Genomic DNA, 18,175 nt, shown 5'->3' on the forward strand with positions numbered 1-18,175 from the left:
GTCAAGAGATTCCGAGTTCTCGGTCGATCGCCGCGAACATCTCGTCGTCGGTCGCGGTGTCGAGTTCCAGGCCGTCGTCGTCGCCGTCGTCGCCCGCGTCGTCCCACTTCCACAGCAGCTTCCGCAGCCGGGCGGTGACCAGCTCGGTCGGCAGGGCTGCCAGTGCGGCCTCGATCCGGTCCAGCTCGTCGGCTGCGGTGTCCTCGGTGAAGAGGCCTTCGAGCACGTGCTGCGCGACGGCGGTGGGCGTCGGGTAGTCGAAGACCAGCGTGGCGGGCAGCCTCAGGCCGGTCGCCGCGGCGAGCCGGTTGCGCAGGTCGAGCGCGGTCAGCGAGTCGAACCCCAGCTCCTTCAGCGTCTGCGCAGGCCGGACGACGTCGCGGCCGGGGAAGCCGAGCACCGTGGCGACCTCGCCGCGGACCAGGTCGAGCACGACCCGCTCGCGTTCGCTTTCCGACGCCGCCCGCAGCCGCTTCACCAGCTCGCCGTCGCTGTCCACAGAGGACTCTTGCTGCGCTTCGGGTAGCTCGCGCAGCAGGGGGCGCGGTCGCGCCGCGGTGTAGAGCGGGGTAAACTTCGCCCAGTCGATGTCGGCGACGACGCCGGCCGGGCGGCCGGTGTCGACCGACGGCTGGATCGCGGTGACGGCCAGCTCGGGCCGCATCATCGGGACCCCGCGCCGCTCGAGCTGCGCGCCGACGTTCTCGTCCACCATGCCCCCGCCCGCCCAGGCACCCCAGGCGATCGACGTCGCCGGCACCCCGCGGTCGCGGCGCTGGTGAGCCAGCGCGTCGAGGAAGGCGTTCGCGGCGGCGTAGCCCGCCTGGCCCGCGTTGCCCCAGACGCCGGCGCCGGAGGAGAACAGGATGAACGCGTCCAGGTCGCCGCACAGCTCGTCGAGGTTCCGCGCACCGCGCACCTTGGCCTCGGCCAGCTCGGCGAAGTCGGCCAGGGTGACGGCGGTGATCGGGCGTTCGACGTCCACCGCGCCCGCCGTGTGGACCACGGCGTTCACCGGCGGTAGCTCCGCGAGCAGCTCGCGCAGCGCGTCGCGGTCCGAGACGTCGCAGGCCGCGACGGTGACCTTCGCTCCGAGTGCGGACAGCTCGCCCATGAGTTCCGCGGCCCCGGGCGCGTCTTCGCCCTTGCGGCTCACGAGCACCACGTGCTCGGCACCGTTCGCGGCGAGCCAGCGGGCAACCTGTCCGCCGAGCGCGCCGGTACCGCCGGTGACCAGCGCTGTGCCGTGCGGCCGCCAGCGGACGGGCGGGGACGCCGCCGCGCGGACCAGCCGGCGGGCGAACACCCCGGACGGTCGCAGCGCCACCTGGTCCTCACCGTCGTGGCCGGTGAGCACGGCCGCGAGCCGGCCGGCGGTCGCGGCGTCGGCGACGGGCGGCAGGTCGACGAGGCCGCCCCAGCGGTCGGGCTGGTCGAGCCCGAGGATCCCGCCGAGGCCCCAGGCCATCGCCTGGGCGGCGTTCACCAGGGGTTCGCCCGGCTCGGCCGAGACGGCGCCGCGGGTCGCGAACCACAGCGGAGCGATGATCCCGGCGTCGGCCAGGGCTTGCGTCAGCAGGACGTTGCCGGCCAGACCCGCGGTGAGCACGGGGTGTTCGGCGTGCGGCTCGTCGTCGAGCGCCAGCAGGGAGACGACACCGGTGGGCGGTGCTTCCGCGGCCAGCAGCTCCGCCAGCTCTTCACGGTCCTCCGTGGACACTTCGAGCAGGCGGAGGTCCAGGCCGAGCAGCTCCCGGAAGTCGTGCCCGGCGGGCACGACGGCCAGCCAGCCGGCATCGAGCGAGGCGGCACGCGGGGTGGCCACGGGACTCCAGCGGACCTCGTAGCGCAGTTCATCCACTGTGGACCGGACCGCCGGTGCCGCGGACCGGGGTTCGAGCCAGAACCGGTTACGCTGGAACGGGTAGGTCGGGAGCGGAACCGTGCGCTTGACCGGATAGCGGACCGACCAGTCGACATCGTGGCCGTGGGCCCACAGCTGCGCCAGCGAGGTCAGGAACCGCCGGGGGTCGCCCGCGTTGCGGCGCAGGGTGCCGACGACGGCGGCGCTCTCCTGCGCCTCGTCCAGGGTCTCTTCGATACCGCCGCCGAGCACCGGGTGCGGGCTGACCTCGACGAAGAACCGATGTCCGGCTTCGATGAGCGTCTTCGTGGCGTCGTGGAACCGGACCGGCTGACGCAGGTTGCGGTACCAGTACCCGGCGTCGAGCGTTTCGGTGTCCACCCGCGTACCGGTGACGCCGGAGATGTAGGTGATCGCCGACGGCCGGGGCCGGACCGGCGCGAGGACGTCGCGCAGTTCGGCCTCGATCGCTTCGACCGCGGCCGAGTGCGAGGCGTAGTCCACCGGGACCCGGCGGACCCGCAGGTCACCGGCTTCGGCGAGCAGCGCTTCCAGGGCCTCGACCTCGCCGGAGACGACGACCGAGCCCGGCCCGTTCACGGCGGCGACGGAGATCCGGCCGTCGTACGGCTCCAGCAGCGGCGTGAGCACGGCTTCCGGGGCCGCGATCCACGCCATCCCGCCGCGCCCGGCGAGTCCGGCGGCGATCGCCTTGCTGCGCAGGGCGACGATCCGGGCACCGTCCTCAAGAGACAGTCCACCCGCGACCACGGCGGCGGCGATCTCGCCCTGCGAGTGGCCGACGACGGCGTCGGGCTCGACCCCGTGCGCCCGCCAGAGCGCGGCCAGGGAAACCATCACCGCCCACGACGCCGGCTGCACGACCTCGACCCGTTCCAGGGCCTCGGCGTCGCCCAGGACGTCGGTCAGCGACCAGTCCACGTGCGGGGCCAGCGCGGCCGCGCACTCGGCGATCCGTTCGGCGAAGGCGGCCTCGTCGAGCAGGTCGACGGCCATGCCTGCCCACTGCGCGCCCTGACCGGGGAAGACGAACACGGTCTCCCCCGCGGTCCCGGTGGTTACCGGGCCTCCGGCAGCCAGCTCGTGCAACCCGGCCAGGAGGTCGTCCCGATCGCCGACGACCGCGGCCCGGTACTCGAACGCCGACCGGGTGCTGACCAGCGACCAGCCGACCTCGGCGACGCCGTGCTCGGTCTCCGCCAGTGCCGCTGCCTGCTCGCGCACAGCCGCCTCGGACCGGGCCGACAGGACCCACGTACCCACGGTGTCCGGCAATGCGTCCACCGGAGCCGCTTCGGGTGCTTGCTCCAGGATCACGTGCGCGTTGGTGCCGCTGATGCCGAACGCCGACACGCCCGCGCGTCGCGGGGCCCCGGTCTCGGGCCACGCCCGGTCCTCGGCCGCCAGCTCCACCACGCCGGACGACCAGTCGACCTCCGCGGTCGGCTCGTCGAGGTGCAGGGTCTTCGGCAGCTGCCCGTGCCGCATCGCTTCGACCATCTTGATCACGCCGGCGACACCGGACGCGGTCTGTGTGTGCCCGAGGTTCGACTTCAGCGACCCCACGAGCAACGGACGTTCGCGGTCCGGCCCGTACGCGGCGATCAGGGCCTGCGCCTCGATCGGGTCGCCCAGCGGGGTCCCGGTGCCGTGCGCCTCCACGACGTCCACTTCGGACGGCCGCAGGCCCGCGCCGGCCAGCGCGGCGCGGATGACCCGCTGCTGGGACCGGCCGTTCGGGGCGGTCAGGCCGTTGGACGCGCCGTCGGAGTTGATCGCCGACCCGCGCAGCACCGCGAGCACCGGGTGCCCGTGGCGGCGCGCGTCGGACAGCCGCTCCACCAGCAGGACGCCGACGCCCTCGGCGAGGGCGAACCCGTCGGCGGAGGCGGCGAACGGCTTGCAGCGGCCGTCGGGCGCGAGCCCGCGCTGGCGGCTGAAGCCGAGGAACTGGCTCGGCGTCGACATCACCATCGACGCACCGGCCAGCGCCATCGAGCACTCGCCCGAGCGCAGCGACTGCGCCGCGAGGTGCAGGGCCACCAGCGAGGACGAGCACGCCGTGTCGACCGTGACGGCCGGCCCCTCCAGGCCGAGGACGTAGGCGATCCGGCCGGAGGCGACGCTGGACACCGCGCCGGTGACCAGGTAGTCCTCGCCCTCGGAACCCCCCGAGCCGTACGCCTGGTCGGTCATGCCGACGAACACGCCCGCCGGGGTGCCCTGGAGCGCGGCGGGGTCGATCCCGGCGCGCTCGAACACCTCCCAGCAAACCTCCAGGAGCAGCCGCTGCTGCGGATCCATCGCGACGGCTTCGCGCGGCGAAATCCCGAAGAACGCCGGGTCGAACCGGGTGGCGTCGGCCAGGAACCCGCCGTGGCGGGCGTAGGTGGTGCCGGGGCGGCTCGCGTCGGCGTCGTAGAGCGAACCGAGGTCCCAGCCGCGGTCGGCGGGCAGGCCGGAGATCGCGTCGACGCCGTCGGTCAGCAGGGTCCAGAGCTGTTCGGGCGTGGTGACGCCGCCGGGGAAGCGGCAGCCCATCGCGACGATGGCGATCGGGTCGTCGTCGGCCGCCGTGGAAGTTTCGTCCACAGTGTCCACAATGGATGAAGGTGCGACCGATGCCAGCAGGTGTTCGGTCAGCAGGGCGGTCGTGGGGTGGTCGAAGACCAGGGTGCTCGGCAGCTTCAGGCCGGTCGCCGCGCTCAGCCGGTTGCGCAGTTCGACGGCGGTGAGCGAATCGAAGCCGAGGTCCTTGAACGCGCGCCGGATGTCGACGGTCTCCGGGCTCGCGTGCCCGAGCGCCGCGGCGACCTGCTGCCGGACCACAGTGGACACCAGCTTCTCGCGCTCCGGCGGGGCGAGGGCGGCGAGCTGCGCGGCCCAGCCGGACGAGTCCGGGGCTTCTTCCCGGAGCTGCTTCACCTCGGGCCGCTCGGCGAGCAGCGGGCTCGGCCGGACGGCGGTGAAGACCTCGGCGAACACCGGCCAGTCGATCTCGGCCAGCGCGACGAACGTCTCGTCGTGGTCCAGAGCCTGTCCGAGGCCGGTCAAGGCCGGTTCGGGCTCGATGACCGGGACGCCGCGGCGGGCGAGGACGTCGTGCAGGCTCTCGGCGATCATGCCGCCGCCCGCCCAGGGACCCCAGGCCATCGACAGCGCGGTGCGGCCGAGCGCCCGGCGGCGCAGGGCGAACGCGTCGAGGTAAGCGTTCGACGCGGCGTAGGCGGCGTGGTCGGCGACGCCCCAGACGCCGGAGATCGAGGAGAAGAGCACGAAGGCGTCCAGCTCGCGGTCGCCGAGCACGTCGTCAAGGTGCCGCGCGCCGAGCACCTTGGCCCGCAGGACCTCGGCGATCGCCTCGGGATCGGTGTCGTCGAGCGCGGCGAGCGTGCCGACACCCGCGGCGTGGACGACCGTGCGGAGGTCTTCGATGCCGTCGACGAGCCCGCGGACGGCGTCGGCGTCGGCGACGTCGCAGGCCACGACACTCACCCGCGTGCCCAGCTCCGCCTGCAGTTCGGCCACGCCGGGCGCGTCGGCGCCGCGGCGACCGGTCAAGACGACGTGCTCGGCACCGCGGGCCACGAGCCACCGGGCGAGGTGCCTGCCGAGCGCTCCCGTGCCGCCGGTGACCAGGGCCGTGCCCCGGGTTTCCCAGGTCCGGGCCGGGGCCTTTCCCCGCAGGGGCGCGGGGACCAGCCGGCGGACGAACACCCCGGACGGCCGGATCGCCACCTGGTCCTCGTCGCCGGCCAGCACGGCGGCCAGCCGCGCGGCGACCTCGGCGTCCCATGTCCCGGGTAAGTCGATCAGCCCGCCCCAGCGGCCGGGGTGTTCCAGCGCGGCCACCCGGCCGAGGCCCCAGACCGCCGCTTGCGCCGGCTTCGGCGCGGGGTCGGTGTCGAGCGCGACCGCGCCGCTGGTCAGGCACCACAGCGGTGCGTCGATCCCGGCGTCGCCAAGAGCTCGGACGAGCACGGCCGCGCTCGTGACCGCGTGGATCGGGTCGGCGGAGGTCACCAGCGAAAGGACTCCGTCGGGAGTCAGGCCGGTCAGCCGCTCGGCGAGGGAGGCGCGGTTGTCGTCCGCGGTGACGAGCACCTCGACGAGATCGGCGTCCAGCCCGGAGAACGCTCCGGCGGTGGGCGTGAGCACGAGCCAGGTGCCCGTGAGCGGGGTGGCGGCCGGCTCGGGCAGGGCGCGCCAGGTGATGCGGTGGCGCCGGCTGTCCGGATCGGCTTGCCGCCGCCATCGGGCCAACGCGATCCGTGCGTCGCGCCACGGCGTGTCCTCGGCCAGGCCGAACGTGTCGTCGGCGAGCGCGGTCCAGAACCGGCTGTCGTCGGCGGGCTTGGCCGCCGGTTCGATCCAGAAACGCCGTCGCTGGAAGGGGTAGGTGGGCAGGCTCACCGTCTGCGGCCGCGGGTAGAGGGTCGACCAGTCGACGTCGTGGCCGTGCGTCCAGAGCTGGGCCACGGAGAGCAAGAACCGGCGGAGGCCCCCTTCGCCGCGGCGGAGCGTCCCCACGACGGCTGCTTCTTCGCGGGTTTCCTGGAGCCCGCCGCCGAGGACCGGGTGCGGGCTGACCTCGACGAAGAACCGGTGCCCGCGCTCGGCGAGGACGTCGGCGGTGTCCCGGAACCGGACCGGCTGCCGCAGGTTGCGGTACCAGTACCCGGCGTCCAGGGTCGCGGTGTCGATCGGTTCGGCCGTCACGGTCGAGTAGAACGGGATGTCCCCGGTCCGCGGCCGGATCGGGGCCAGGACGTCCCGCAGTTCGGCTTCGATCGCCTCGACGTGCGCCGAGTGCGACGCGTAGTCCACCGGGATCACTCGCGCGCGGACGCCGTCGGCTTCGCAGCGCGCGACCAGTTCCTGCAAGGCAGCGGGGTCGCCGCACACGACCGTCGACGACGGGCTGTTGAACGCCGCGATCGAAATCCGGTCGTCGAGCAAGGACTTCACCCGCTCGGCGTCCAGCGCGATCGACGCCATCCCGCCCCGGCCGGCCAGCCCGGCCGCGATCGCCTTGCTGCGCAGGGCGACCACGCGGGCACCATCCTCAAGGGACAGTCCACCCGCGACGACCGCCGCGGCGATCTCGCCCTGGGAGTGCCCCACCACCGCGTCCGGCGTGACGCCGTACGACTGCCACAGCGCCGCCAGCGAAACCATCACCGCCCACGACATCGGCTGCACCACGTCGACCCGGTCCAGCGCGCCTTCGCGGAGGATGTCGAAAGGCGACCAGTCGACAAAGGACTCGAGCGCGGCCGCACACTCGGCGAACCGGTCGGCGAAGACCGTCGCCTCGTCGAGCAGTCCGGCCGCCATGCCGACCCACTGGGCGCCCTGCCCTGGGAACACGAAGACCGTGCGGCCCACCGGACCGGTGATGCCGGTGACCACGGACGCGCCCGGGGTTCGTGTGGTGATCTCGCGGAGCCCTTCGAGAAGCTCGGGGCGTTCGCCGACCACGGCGGCCCGGTGCTCGAAGGCGGTCCGCGTCGTCGCCAGGGACCAGCCGACTTCGGCGACGCCGTGGTCCGTCTCCGCCAGCGCCGACGCCCGGTCCGCCACCGCGGCTTCCGAGCGACCGGACAGCATCCACACGCCCAACCCGTCCTCTTCGGACACCGTGGGCACGGCTTCCGGGGCCTGTTCGACGATGACGTGCGCGTTCGTTCCGCTGATGCCGAACGACGACACCCCGGCCCGGCGGGGCGCGCCGGTCTCCGGCCACGGCTGCTCGGCCGAGGCCAGCGTCACCGCGCCGGCGGACCAGTCGACCCGCGGGCTGGGTTCGTCGGCGTGCAGGGTCCGCGGCACGACGCCGTGGCGCAGGGCCTGGACCATCTTGATCACGCCGCCGATGCCCGCCGCGGCTTGCGTGTGCCCGAGGTTCGACTTCAGCGAGCCGAGCAGCAACGGCCGTTCGCGGTCCTGGCCGTAAGCGGCGAGCAACGCCTGGGCCTCGATCGGGTCCCCGAGCGGCGTGCCGGTGCCGTGCGCCTCGACGACGTCCACTTCGGACGGTGTGAGCCCGGCGTCGGCCAGCGCGGAGCGGATCACGCGTTGCTGTGAGGGACCGTTGGGCGCGGTCAGGCCGTTGGACGCGCCGTCGGAGTTGACCGCCGTGCCCCGCACGACGGCGAGCACGGGGTGGCCCAGCCGCTGGGCGTCGGACAGCCGTTCGACCAGCACGACGCCGGCGCCTTCGGCCCAGCCCGTGCCGTCGGCGTCGGCCGAGAAGGCCCGGCAGCGGCCGTCGCGGGAGAGGCCGCGCTGCCGGCTGAACTCGACCAGCATCCCGGGGCCGGCCAGCACGGCCGCGCCGCCGGCCACCGCCAGCGTGCACTCCCCCGCCAGCAGCGCGCGCACGGCGAGGTGCAGCGCGACCAGCGAGGACGAGCACGCGGTGTCGACCGTCAGTGCCGGGCCCTCCAGCCCGAGGACGTAGGCCAGCCGGCCCGACGCGACGCTGCCGGTGGTGCCGGTGAGCAGGTGCCCGTCGAAGCCTTCGCCGCCTTCGTACAGGCGCGGGCCGTACTCGGACGACGTGGCGCCGACGTAGACGCCGGTGCGGCTGCCCTTCAGCGACGCCGGGTCGATGCCCGCGTGCTCGAAGGCCTCCCACGTGGTCTCGAGCAGCAGCCGCTGCTGCGGGTCCATGGCGAGGGCTTCGCGCGGTGAGATGCCGAAGAAGTCCGCGTCGAACTCGGCGACGTCGGTGAGGAAGCCGCCGTGGCGCGCGTAGGACTTGCCCGCCTTGCCCGGGTTGGCGTCGTACAGGTCGTCGAGGTCCCAGCCGCGGTCGGTGGGCAGGCCGCCGATGACGTCCCGGCCGTCGGCGACGAGCTGCCACAGCTCGTCCGCCGAGCGGACGCCGCCCGGGTACCGGCAGCTCATCGCGATGATCGCGATGGGCTCGTCGGCGCGGGTCGTGACCTCGGTCCGGACGGTTTTCGAGCTGCCGGTCAGCATCGCCGCGAGCCGGGCGGGCGTCGGGTGGTCGAAGACCGAGGTGGCGGCCACCTTCAGGCCGGTGGCGGCCGAGAGGCGCGTGCAGAACTCGACGCCGATGATCGAGTCGAAGCCGAGGTCCTTGAACGACGCCGCCGGATCGATCGCCTCCGGGCCGGGGTGGCCGAGCACCAGCGCGGTGTGGGCGCGGACGGTTTCCAGGACGTCGCGGACCGGCGGTGCGGCCGGGTCGGGGCGCGCCTCCGGCCCCCGGCTTCCAGCGTATCGGTGGGCACCGACAGTTTCGGCGATGTCGCCTTCGAGCCAGAAGCGCTCGCGCTGGAAGGCATACGTCGGCAGGTCGACCGGGCGCGCGCCGGGGAACGCGGCCGTCCAGTCGACGCCGCCGCCGCGGGTCCACAGCTCGGCGACCGAGGTGGCGAAGCGGGCCGGGCCGCCGTCGTCCCGGCGGAGGGTGCCGACCGCGGCGGCCGGGCGGTCGTGGTCGGCCGCGGTCGCCAGCAGGCCGCCGACGAGCACCGGGTGCGGGCTGATCTCGGCGAACACACCGATCCCGGCGTCCAGCACGGCACGCACGGCCGGGTCGAACAGCACGGGCTGCCGCAGGTTCGCGAACCAGTGGTCCGCGTCGAGCCGCTCGGTGTCGAGCAGGCCGCCCGCGGTCGAGGAGTAGAACGGGATCTCCGAAGCCCTCGGCCGGATCCCGGCGATCAGCCGCGGCAGCTCGTCCTTGAGCGGCTCGGCCTGCGCGGAATGCGACGCGTAGGCGATGGCGATCCGGCGCGAACGCACCTCGCGCGCGGTCAGCTCGGCTTGGAGCTCGTCGAGGGCGTCGAGGTCGCCGGAGACCGCGGTGGTCGCGGGGCCGTTGACCGCGCCGACCGACAGCCGGCCGGGGTACGCCTCGAGCAGCTCGGTCACGGCCGTGACCGGAAGGTCGACCGACAGCATTCCGCCGTGGCCCGCCATCCGGTCGGCGAGGAGCTTGGCCCGGAGCGCGACGATCCGCGCCGCGTCCTCCAGCGACAACGCGCCCGCGACGACGGCGGCCGCCAGCTCGCCCTGGCTGTGGCCGAGCACGGCGGCGGGTTCCACGCCGTGCGCCCGCCACTCGGCGGCCAGGGACACCGCGACGGACCAGAACACGGGCTGTAGGACATCGGTGCGGTCGAGGGAAGGCGTCCCTTGGCGGAGGACATCGATGACGTCCCAGTCGAGGTGCGGCGCGAGCGCGGCGGCGCACTCGGCCAGCCGCGCGGCGAACACCGGCGACCCATCCAGCAGTTCGGCGGCCATCCCGGCCCATTGGCCGCCCTGCCCGGGGAAGACGAAGACGACGCGATCGTCGCTTGTGGCGGTGACGCCCTGGACGAGGCCCAGTCCGTCGGCGACCGCGCGCAGCGCGTCCCGGCTGCCGGCGACCGCGCGGTGCGCGAACGCCGTGCGGCGGTTGGCGAGCGACCACCCGACGTCCACAGCGGACAGTCCTGGGTGCTCGTCCACATGCGACAGCAGGCGGGCCGCCTGCGCCCGCAAAGCCACGGCGGTACGGGCCGAGAGCAGCCACGGCGCCGTCGCGTCCGTCGCCTCGCGAGGCGCGACCGGATCGGCCGCTTCGAGCACGACGTGGGCGTTGGTCCCGCCCATGCCGAACGAGCTGACTCCGGCGATCCGGCGTTCGGCGTCCCAGCCGGCGTTCTCCGCCACGACGCGCAGCTTCAGCTCGTCCAGGGGGATCGCCGGGTTCGGCGTCGCGAAGTCGAGGCTCGCGGGCAGCGTGGCGTGCCGGACGGAAAGGACGGCCTTGAGCAGCCCGGCGATGCCCGCCGCGCCCTCCAGGTGCCCGAGGTTGGTCTTGACGGAGCCGACCGGCAGCGGTTCGTCGCGCCCGGCGGCGAAGACGTCGCCGAGCGCGGCCGCCTCGATCGGGTCGCCGACCTTGGTCCCGGTCCCGTGCAGTTCGACGTAGCCCACGGCGGACGGCTCGATCCCGGCGTCGGTGTGGGCGCCGCGCACCACCGCGGCCTGGGCCTGGGCGTCCGGAACGGTCAGGCCGTCGCCGGCGCCGTCGTTGTTGACCGCGGTGCCGCGGATGACGGCGAAGATCTCATCGCCGTCGGCCCGGGCCCGCGAGAGCGTCTTGAGGACGACGAGCCCGCCGCCCTCGCCCCGCACGAAGCCGTTGGCGCGGGCGTCGAAGGTGAAGCACTGCCCGTCCGGCGAAAGCCCACCGAAGCGAGCAGTGGTGACCGCGTTGCCCGGCGAGAAGATCAGGTTGACCCCGCCCGCCAGCGCGACCGGGCACTCGCCGCGGCGCAGGCTCTGCACCGCGAGGTGGACGGCGACGAGCGAGGACGACTGCCCGGAGTCGACGGTGAAGCTCGGGCCGTGCGCGCCGAGCAGGTGGGAGACACGGTTGCCCAGCAGGCTGCGGTGGACGCCGGTGATGGTGTGGTGGGTGATCGCTTCGGGGGCGCTCGCGTGCACGAGCGCGGCGTAGTCGTCCCACATGGCGCCGACGAACACGCCCGCGGAGCTTCCGCCGAGGCTCGCGGGCACGATCCCGGCGTGCTCGAGGGCTTCCCACGCGAGTTCCAGCACCAGCCGCTGCTGCGGGTCCATCGCCGTGGCCTCACGCGGCGAGATTCCGAAGAACGCGGCGTCGAAGCGGTCGACGTCGTCGAGGAACCCCCCTCGGCGGACGCCGGTTTCCGCGGCGTCCCACCGGCCGGCGGGGACGTCGGTGATCGCGCTGCGGCCCTCGGTCAGCAGCCGCCAGAAGGCGGCGGGCCCGTCCGCGCCGGGGAGGCGGCAGGAAAGCCCGACCACGGCGACCGGCTCGCCCGGAGTGCTCGCAAAACCCGTCATCTCACGCTCCATCGGCGGGCGGCTTCCTTCCTGGGGAGACTGCTCGACGTCCACGGCAACACAGGCGCGGCAACGCTGTCCACGGCGGACAGGTCAGGTCTAGTGCGGTGCCTAGAGGACTCAGGAGGTCCAGGTGACGGGCAGCGCGTGGACCCCGTAGTGCAACATGTCGTCGCGCAGCGGGACCTGCTCCGGCGGCACGGCCAGCCGCAGCGACGGGAAGCGTGTGAAGAGCGCCTGGAACCCCGCCTGCATCGTGAACCGGGCCAGGTGCTGGCCGATGCACTGGTGCACGCCGTGGCCGAACGCGACGTGGCCCTGGGTGACCCGGCCGATGTCGAGCCGGTGGGGGTCCGGGAAGCGCTCGGGATCGCGGTTGGCCGCCGGCAGCGCGACGACGACCGTCTCGCCCGCGCGGATCACCTGCTCCCCCAGCTCGACGTCTTCCAGCGCCGCCCGGCTCGCGCCGAGGTGCGAGACCGTCAGGTACCGCAACAGTTCTTCGACGGCGTTGGGCCACAACGCCGGGTCGGCCCGCAGCCGCTCGAGCTGGTCACGGTGGTCGAACAACGCGAAGGTGCCCAGCGCCAGCATGTTCGTCGTCGTGTCGAACCCGCCGCCGACGAGCGCCCACGCCAGGTTCACCAGCTCCGGCCGGTCCAGCTCGCCGGTGCGGGCCAGCTCGCCGAGCAGGTCGTCGCCCGGCGCGTCGAACGCGGCGTCGACGAGCCGTTCCAGCGTGCCGCCGACCACGGTGATCGCGGCGATCAGCTCCTCGAGGGAGTACCGCATCCGGGCGACCACGTTCAGGTGGTGCAGCAGTTCCTCGCGATCCGCCTCGGGGACGCCGACCAGCTCGCACATCAGCCGGGTCGCCAGCGGCTCGGCGTAGGCGGCGACCAGCTCGGCCTCCGTACCCCGCGAGGCCATGGCGTCCAGCAGCTCGCCGGCGATCCGCTCCGCGGCCGGGACGAGCTCCCTGGTGCGCCGCACGGTGAAGTACTTCGCGATCAGTTTCCGGTACCGCGCGTGGTCCGCGCCGTCCATCTTCGGGAACGCGCCGGGTGCGGCCGGTTCGGGCTCGTAGGTGTCCATCGGGAACGGCGGCGGCACGGCGAGCGCAACGAGGTCGTTGCGGTGGCTGAACCGGGCGTCGGCGAGCACCGCGCGGACGTCGGACAGCTTGGTGACGAGCCAGCCGGTGGCCGGGCCGGGACTGGCGTCGAACGCGAGGGGGCTGATTCCCGGCCGCGCCCGGTACTCGTCGGGCGGGTCGAACGGGCAGCTCCGCTTGACGGGCAACGACGACGGCTCGGTCACTTCCGGCTCCCTCCGGCCAGGGGTGCGACCCGGGCCTCGATCTCGTCGGCGGCGCGGACGGCCCCGCCCGCGGCGTGCACCTCACGCCGCATCAGCTGGACGCGCCGGCGCACGGCGTCGTCCCGGTCGACGGCGAGCACCGTGTCGCGGATCCGTTCGGCGGTCACGGTTTCCTTGTCCAGGGAGGCACCGAGGCCGAGCCGCCGGATCTGCCGGGCGTTGATGTGCTGCTCCGGGTGGTGCGGCACGGCGATCACGGGGACGCCGAAGGACAGCGCCTCCATCAGGCTGCCCATGCCGCCTTGGCAGAGGAACACCGAGCAGTGCGGGAGGACGTCGCCGTGCGAGACCCACCGATGAGCCTCCACATGGGTCGGAAGCGGCCCGAGCGTCGCCGGGTCCACCTTCTTCCCCAGGGTGAGCACCACCTGCCACGGCACGTCCGCGAAGGCTTCGGCGCAGGTGCGGAAGAACTCCGGCCGGTCGTTGACGGTCGTGCCCAAGGTGATCAGCACGACCGGCCGGCCGTCGGTGGGCGGTTGCCACGCCCCGGACGGCGGACCGGCGGACGGTCCCACGAAGGCGAACCGCTCGTCGAAGGTCTCGCCGGCCGGCTGGAACGCTCGCGGCAGGAACACCAGCGTGAACTCGTCGCCGCCGGTGAAGAACTCCTCCAGGGTCAGGTCCCCGAGACCGTGGGCGGCCAGGTGCTCGCCGAGGCGCGTGACGAACCGGGCGATCGCCGGGTGCGCCGGGTCGACCGGCTCGCCGTAGGCCTGGTTCTCCTTGGTGAGCGAGAAGTGCTCGTTGGACGCCACGGTGGCCGAAAGCTGCACGGTCGGCAGCCCGTGCTTGCGGGCCAGCAGCCGTCCCGGCGCCCACAGCGTCGTGTCGTAGACGAGCAGGTCCGGCGCGCCCCGGTCGAAGGCGCGCTCCACGGCGGGCAGCACGGCCATGCTCTGCTCCAGCAGGTGCAGCGGGGCCCGGGCGGCCTCGTCGGCGTCGGTGATGTCCGGCTGCGCGGTGGACAAGTCGCAGCCGTACGCCTCGGCACGGGCGCCGAGAGCGACGACCCGCTCGGCGAATTCGCCGGAGGTGAAACAGGTGACCCGGTGACCGCGGCGGACGAGCTCGGCGACCACCGGCAGCACCGGAGTCATGTGCCCGTAGGCCGGGTAGGGCAGGAAGGTGATGTCGCGTGCCTGGGTCAAGACCGGCTCCTACCCGGCGGGAACGGGATCGCCGGTCCGCCGCTTGTAGCGTTCGATGAGCGAAAGCGCGGGCGAGGTGGCCACGGTGGTGACCAGCGTCATGACGACCAACATGGCGAACATCGTCGGGCTGATCACCTTGAGGTCGAGGCCGATGTTCAGCACCGCCAGCTCGGTGAGGCCCCGGCAGTTCATCAACGCGCCGAGGGACCACGCGTCCCGTCTGCCGATCCCCGACAGCCGCGCGGCGGCCAGGCTCCCGCCCCACTTGCCCAGCATCGCCACGGCGACGATCAGCAGGCACCAGAGCCACAACGTGGGGTCGGCGCCGATCAGGTCGAACTTCGTGCGGAGTCCGGTGTAGACGAAGAACAGCGGCAGCAGCAGCGTGACCGTCAGCGCGTGCATCTGTTCGGTGGCTTGGCGGATCGGCAGCGAGCCGCGCGGCGTCACGGCGCCGAAGAGGAACGCGCCGAAGATCGGGTGGATGCCGATGGCGTTGGTGGCGAGCGCGGACAGCAGCAGCCCGGCCAGCAGCACCGACACCACCGCCGTCGTCGGCAGCGCTTTCTGTCCCTGCTCCGTGGGCGCGAACAGCCGGCGCAGCAGCGGGCGCACGACGAACAGCATGAACGCGAAGAACGCGACGGTGAGCCCGATGGTCAGCGCGGTGGCGGCCATCGACGTCGCGCTCGCGATGGCGACCACGAGCGCCAGCAGGCACCACGCGGTGATGTCGTCGACGGCCGCGCAGCTGAGCGCGAGCGCGGCGATCGGCAGCTTCGTCATCCCGCGGTCGGTGATGATCCGCGCCAGCACGGGGAACGCGGTGATGCTCATCGAAATCGCGAGGAACAGCGAGAACGGCAGCCGGTCGACGCCGGCGCCGAGCGTGGGGTGCAGGACGAACGCGAGCAGCACCCCGGACAGGAACGGGATCGCGACGCTCACGTGGCTCACCAGCACCGCGGCCTTGCTGCGGCGGCGGACCAGCTCGACGTCGAGCTCGTAGCCCACCAGGAACATGAAGATCACGAGCCCGATCTGGGCGAGCGTGTTGATCGTCGAGGCCAGGTAGTCGGGGAAGATCCAGTGGTAGGCGGCGGGCCACACCCAGCCGAGGAACGACGGGCCGAGCAGGATCCCGGCGAAGATCTCGCCGATCACCGTCGGCTGCGCCAGCCGCCGGGCCGCCGCCGAGAGCAGGCGGCAGGCCAGGAAGATGATCGGCAGGGCGAACAGGAGCTTGGCCACCGGGTCGGCCGCGCCGCCGGGGTGCCCGGCCGGCGCGTGTCCGTCGCCGCTGCCGCCGGTGCGCAGCAGGAAGAACGCGGCCACGACCGGGAGGACCACCATGGCCAAGTAGGCGATCCACGCGCGGCCCCGCCGGGTGGCGGGCGTCGCGGACTCGGTGGTGCGCTCGTCGAGCGATGACATGACTGGCCTCTCCGATCAACGCCGCCGGAAAAGGTCGTGAGTGAGAAACAGTGTTGGAACACTGTTTCTCACTCACGACCGGTGTCTTGCTTAGAACAGCGCCAGTGCCGAAGAAGAGGCCTTGAGGCTGCCGAGGTGCCCGTGCCACAGGTGCGTGGGGTCGGCCTCGACGGCGGCGACGTACTCCTTCATCGCGGTCAGGGCCGCCGGCTCCTCGGCGTCGTAGACGTCGCCCTGGAGCATCTGGATGACGTCCTTGCGGTAGCGGTCGTCGTCGATGAACGCGGTGAACAGCACGTTCAGCCGGTAGTACATCGAGATGAAGTCGTACCAGATGTTGACGCCCTTGCGGAGCGTGGTGACGTAGTTGTCGAACCGCTCGCGGCGGAAGTCACCGGCCTGGTGCGCGGCGATGACGTCCTTGGCCGCCAGGCGGGCACTGTTCATCGCGACGCTGACGCCGCTGGAGAAGATCGGGTCGACGAAGCGGGCGGCGTCGCCGATGAGCACCAGCGCGTCACCGGCGATCTGCTTCATGCCGTAGCTGTAGTCGCCCTCGGTCTTGAACTTCCGGACGCGCTTGGCGTTCTTGAGCGCGTCGAGCATTTCCGGCCGGGTGCCGACGGAATCCCAGAAGAAGCCCTCGAGGTCGTCCTTGTGCTCCTTGAACTTCTCCTTCTGGGTGACGACGCCGATCGAGGTGATGGTCTCGGTGATCGGGATCTGCCAGACCCAGGTGTTCTCCTGCGGCAGGAAGTGCACGTGGATGTAGTCCGCGTCCTCGGGACGGCGCGCCAGCGACGCGCGGTCGAGGCCCTCGAACCAGGTGTGCACCGCGTACTGGTTGAACACCTTGTCCGGCACCTTGACCTTGAGCTGCTGACCCAGCAGCGTCTGGCGGCCGGAGGCGTCGAGCACGCAGCGGACGGCGACCTCGAGGGGCTGGTCGCCGATCTTGGCCTGCAGCACCGGCCGGTCGCGGTCGGTGAAGTCGACCCGGTTGACCCGGACGCCCTGGTAGACCTTGGCGCCGAGTTCCTCGGAGTGCTTCAGCAGCATCGAGTCGAACTGGCCGCGGTCGACGTGCCAGGCGTAGACGCGGTCCACGCCGTTCTGGTCACGCTCCTCGTAAGCGATTTCCGCCACGCCGAGGCCGTGCGACCCGGCGTCGAAGTCGAGCGTGCTGGTCGGGCGGGTGTCCGAAGACGTCCACGCGGCACCGTACTTGCGGGGGAAGCCGGCGGCTTCCACCTTGCCGATGACCCCGATGTCGTGCATCACCGGGATGACCGCGGGGACGAGGGACTCGCCGACGTGCTCGCGAGGGAACGTCTCGCCCTCGAAGACCACCACCGAAAGGCCGGCCTTGGCCAGGTAGGACGCCGCCGTGGAACCGGCCGGGCCACCGCCGATGATGCCGACATCGTAGTCGTAAGACACAGGTTCTCCGTTCTAGATCGAAACAGGGGTCAGGCGACCGGCGCGCGCAGCGAAATCACCAGGTCGGCGATGCTTTCGATGTCCTTGAAGTGACGGGCCACCATCTCCGTGGGCGGAACCCGCACGGAGAACTCCTCACGGAGGTAGGCGACCAGCCGGGTGGTTTCGATCGAGTTCAGCAGGCCCCAGTCCAGCAACGGCGTGGTCGTGGTCAGTTCTCCCACGTCCTTGCCGTCCAACAGGTGCTTCTCGACGAACTCAACGAGCTTCCGCGTGATGTCCACGCGCTCGTCGTCTGCCATGGTTGTTCCTCCAGTGACGGCACAGCTCCACGCACAGGGTTGTGCTGGGATCCGGGAAAGGGTCAGTCGGTGCCGGCGTCGTGCGTGGCCTTGTTGCGCGCGCCACGGCGGGGACGCTCGAGCCGCTCGGTCTCGGCGTTGATGTGCTTGCGCGGGGCGAAGGCGACGTACCGGCCGCCGGACATCTTGGCCTTGAAGTTCTTCATCCAGCCGTGGTGGCCGAAGTTGCCGTGCTTGTCGAAGCCGACCAGCGAGATGCCGCTGCGGTCGTAGTGGCCGCCGACGAGCAGGCACCACTGGCGGAAGTCGGGGTACTCGTTGGTCAGGTGCCGGTAGGTGAGCACGAAGGCCAGGTAACGGCGGAAGTCCATGCCGTCGAGACCCTCTTCGTCGTAGACGCGGGAAATGGCCTGGGTGCTCTGGCCGAGCATCTCGGGGATCGGCGAGGCCGAGCAGACGAGCCAGTGCGACTCGTCGGTCATCGGGCTCTTGATCATGTTCTGCTCGACTTCCCAGCGGAAGTTCGTGTTGAGCTTGCCGGTCTCGATCATCTGCGCCTCGGAGATCTCCTGGGGCACGTAGATGAGCATTTCGTTGGTGGATTCGAGCTCATCGATCTCGGCCTGCGTGAACGGGCATGGCTTCACCGCGATTTCAGTGGTTCCATAGACTCCGTACACCATGTCTTCGAGGTTCTCGGGCATGCGCATGGGCAACCGTCCTGA

7 protein-coding genes are annotated in these 18,175 nt (G+C 72.4%); all 7 read right to left on the reverse strand.

Translation table 11 applies throughout. The annotated features are described in order from the left end of the window. Position 1 precedes the first annotated feature (1 nt). The 7 genes from AB0N03_RS44865 to AB0N03_RS44895 all read right to left on the reverse strand — a co-directional run bounded on the left by AB0N03_RS44865 (position 2) and on the right by AB0N03_RS44895 (position 18,160). On the reverse strand, positions 2 to 11,740 hold the full coding sequence (locus AB0N03_RS44865; protein ID WP_364386283.1) for a type I polyketide synthase: 11,739 nt from the start codon (positions 11,738 to 11,740) through the stop codon (positions 2 to 4). A 120-nt stretch (positions 11,741 to 11,860) separates the two neighbouring features. Next, entirely contained in the window at positions 11,861 to 13,060 is a 1,200-nt protein-coding gene (locus tag AB0N03_RS44870; RefSeq protein WP_364386285.1) for a cytochrome P450, read from the reverse strand. Further along, complete coding sequence (locus AB0N03_RS44875) at positions 13,057 to 14,271, reverse strand: macrolide family glycosyltransferase (protein WP_364386287.1); 1,215 nt, start codon at positions 14,269 to 14,271, stop codon at positions 13,057 to 13,059. Before AB0N03_RS44875 ends, AB0N03_RS44870 begins: the two co-directional genes overlap by 4 nt. Positions 14,272 to 14,280: 9 nt before the next feature. Next, on the reverse strand, positions 14,281 to 15,708 hold the full coding sequence (locus AB0N03_RS44880; RefSeq protein WP_364386289.1) for a cation:proton antiporter: 1,428 nt from the start codon (positions 15,706 to 15,708) through the stop codon (positions 14,281 to 14,283). A 90-nt stretch (positions 15,709 to 15,798) separates the two neighbouring features. Continuing rightward, entirely contained in the window at positions 15,799 to 17,148 is a 1,350-nt protein-coding gene (locus AB0N03_RS44885) for an NAD(P)/FAD-dependent oxidoreductase (protein ID WP_364386291.1), read from the reverse strand. Between the two features lie 29 nt (positions 17,149 to 17,177). Beyond that, entirely contained in the window at positions 17,178 to 17,450 is a 273-nt protein-coding gene (locus AB0N03_RS44890) for an acyl carrier protein (protein ID WP_364386293.1), read from the reverse strand. Between the two features lie 62 nt (positions 17,451 to 17,512). After that, positions 17,513 to 18,160, reverse strand: coding sequence for a hypothetical protein (locus AB0N03_RS44895; RefSeq protein WP_364386295.1), 648 nt, complete (start codon positions 18,158 to 18,160; stop codon positions 17,513 to 17,515). Positions 18,161 to 18,175 lie beyond the last annotated feature (15 nt).

This window comes from Amycolatopsis sp. NPDC051061 (assembly GCF_040682935.1).
Taxonomy (GTDB): domain Bacteria; phylum Actinomycetota; class Actinomycetes; order Mycobacteriales; family Pseudonocardiaceae; genus Amycolatopsis.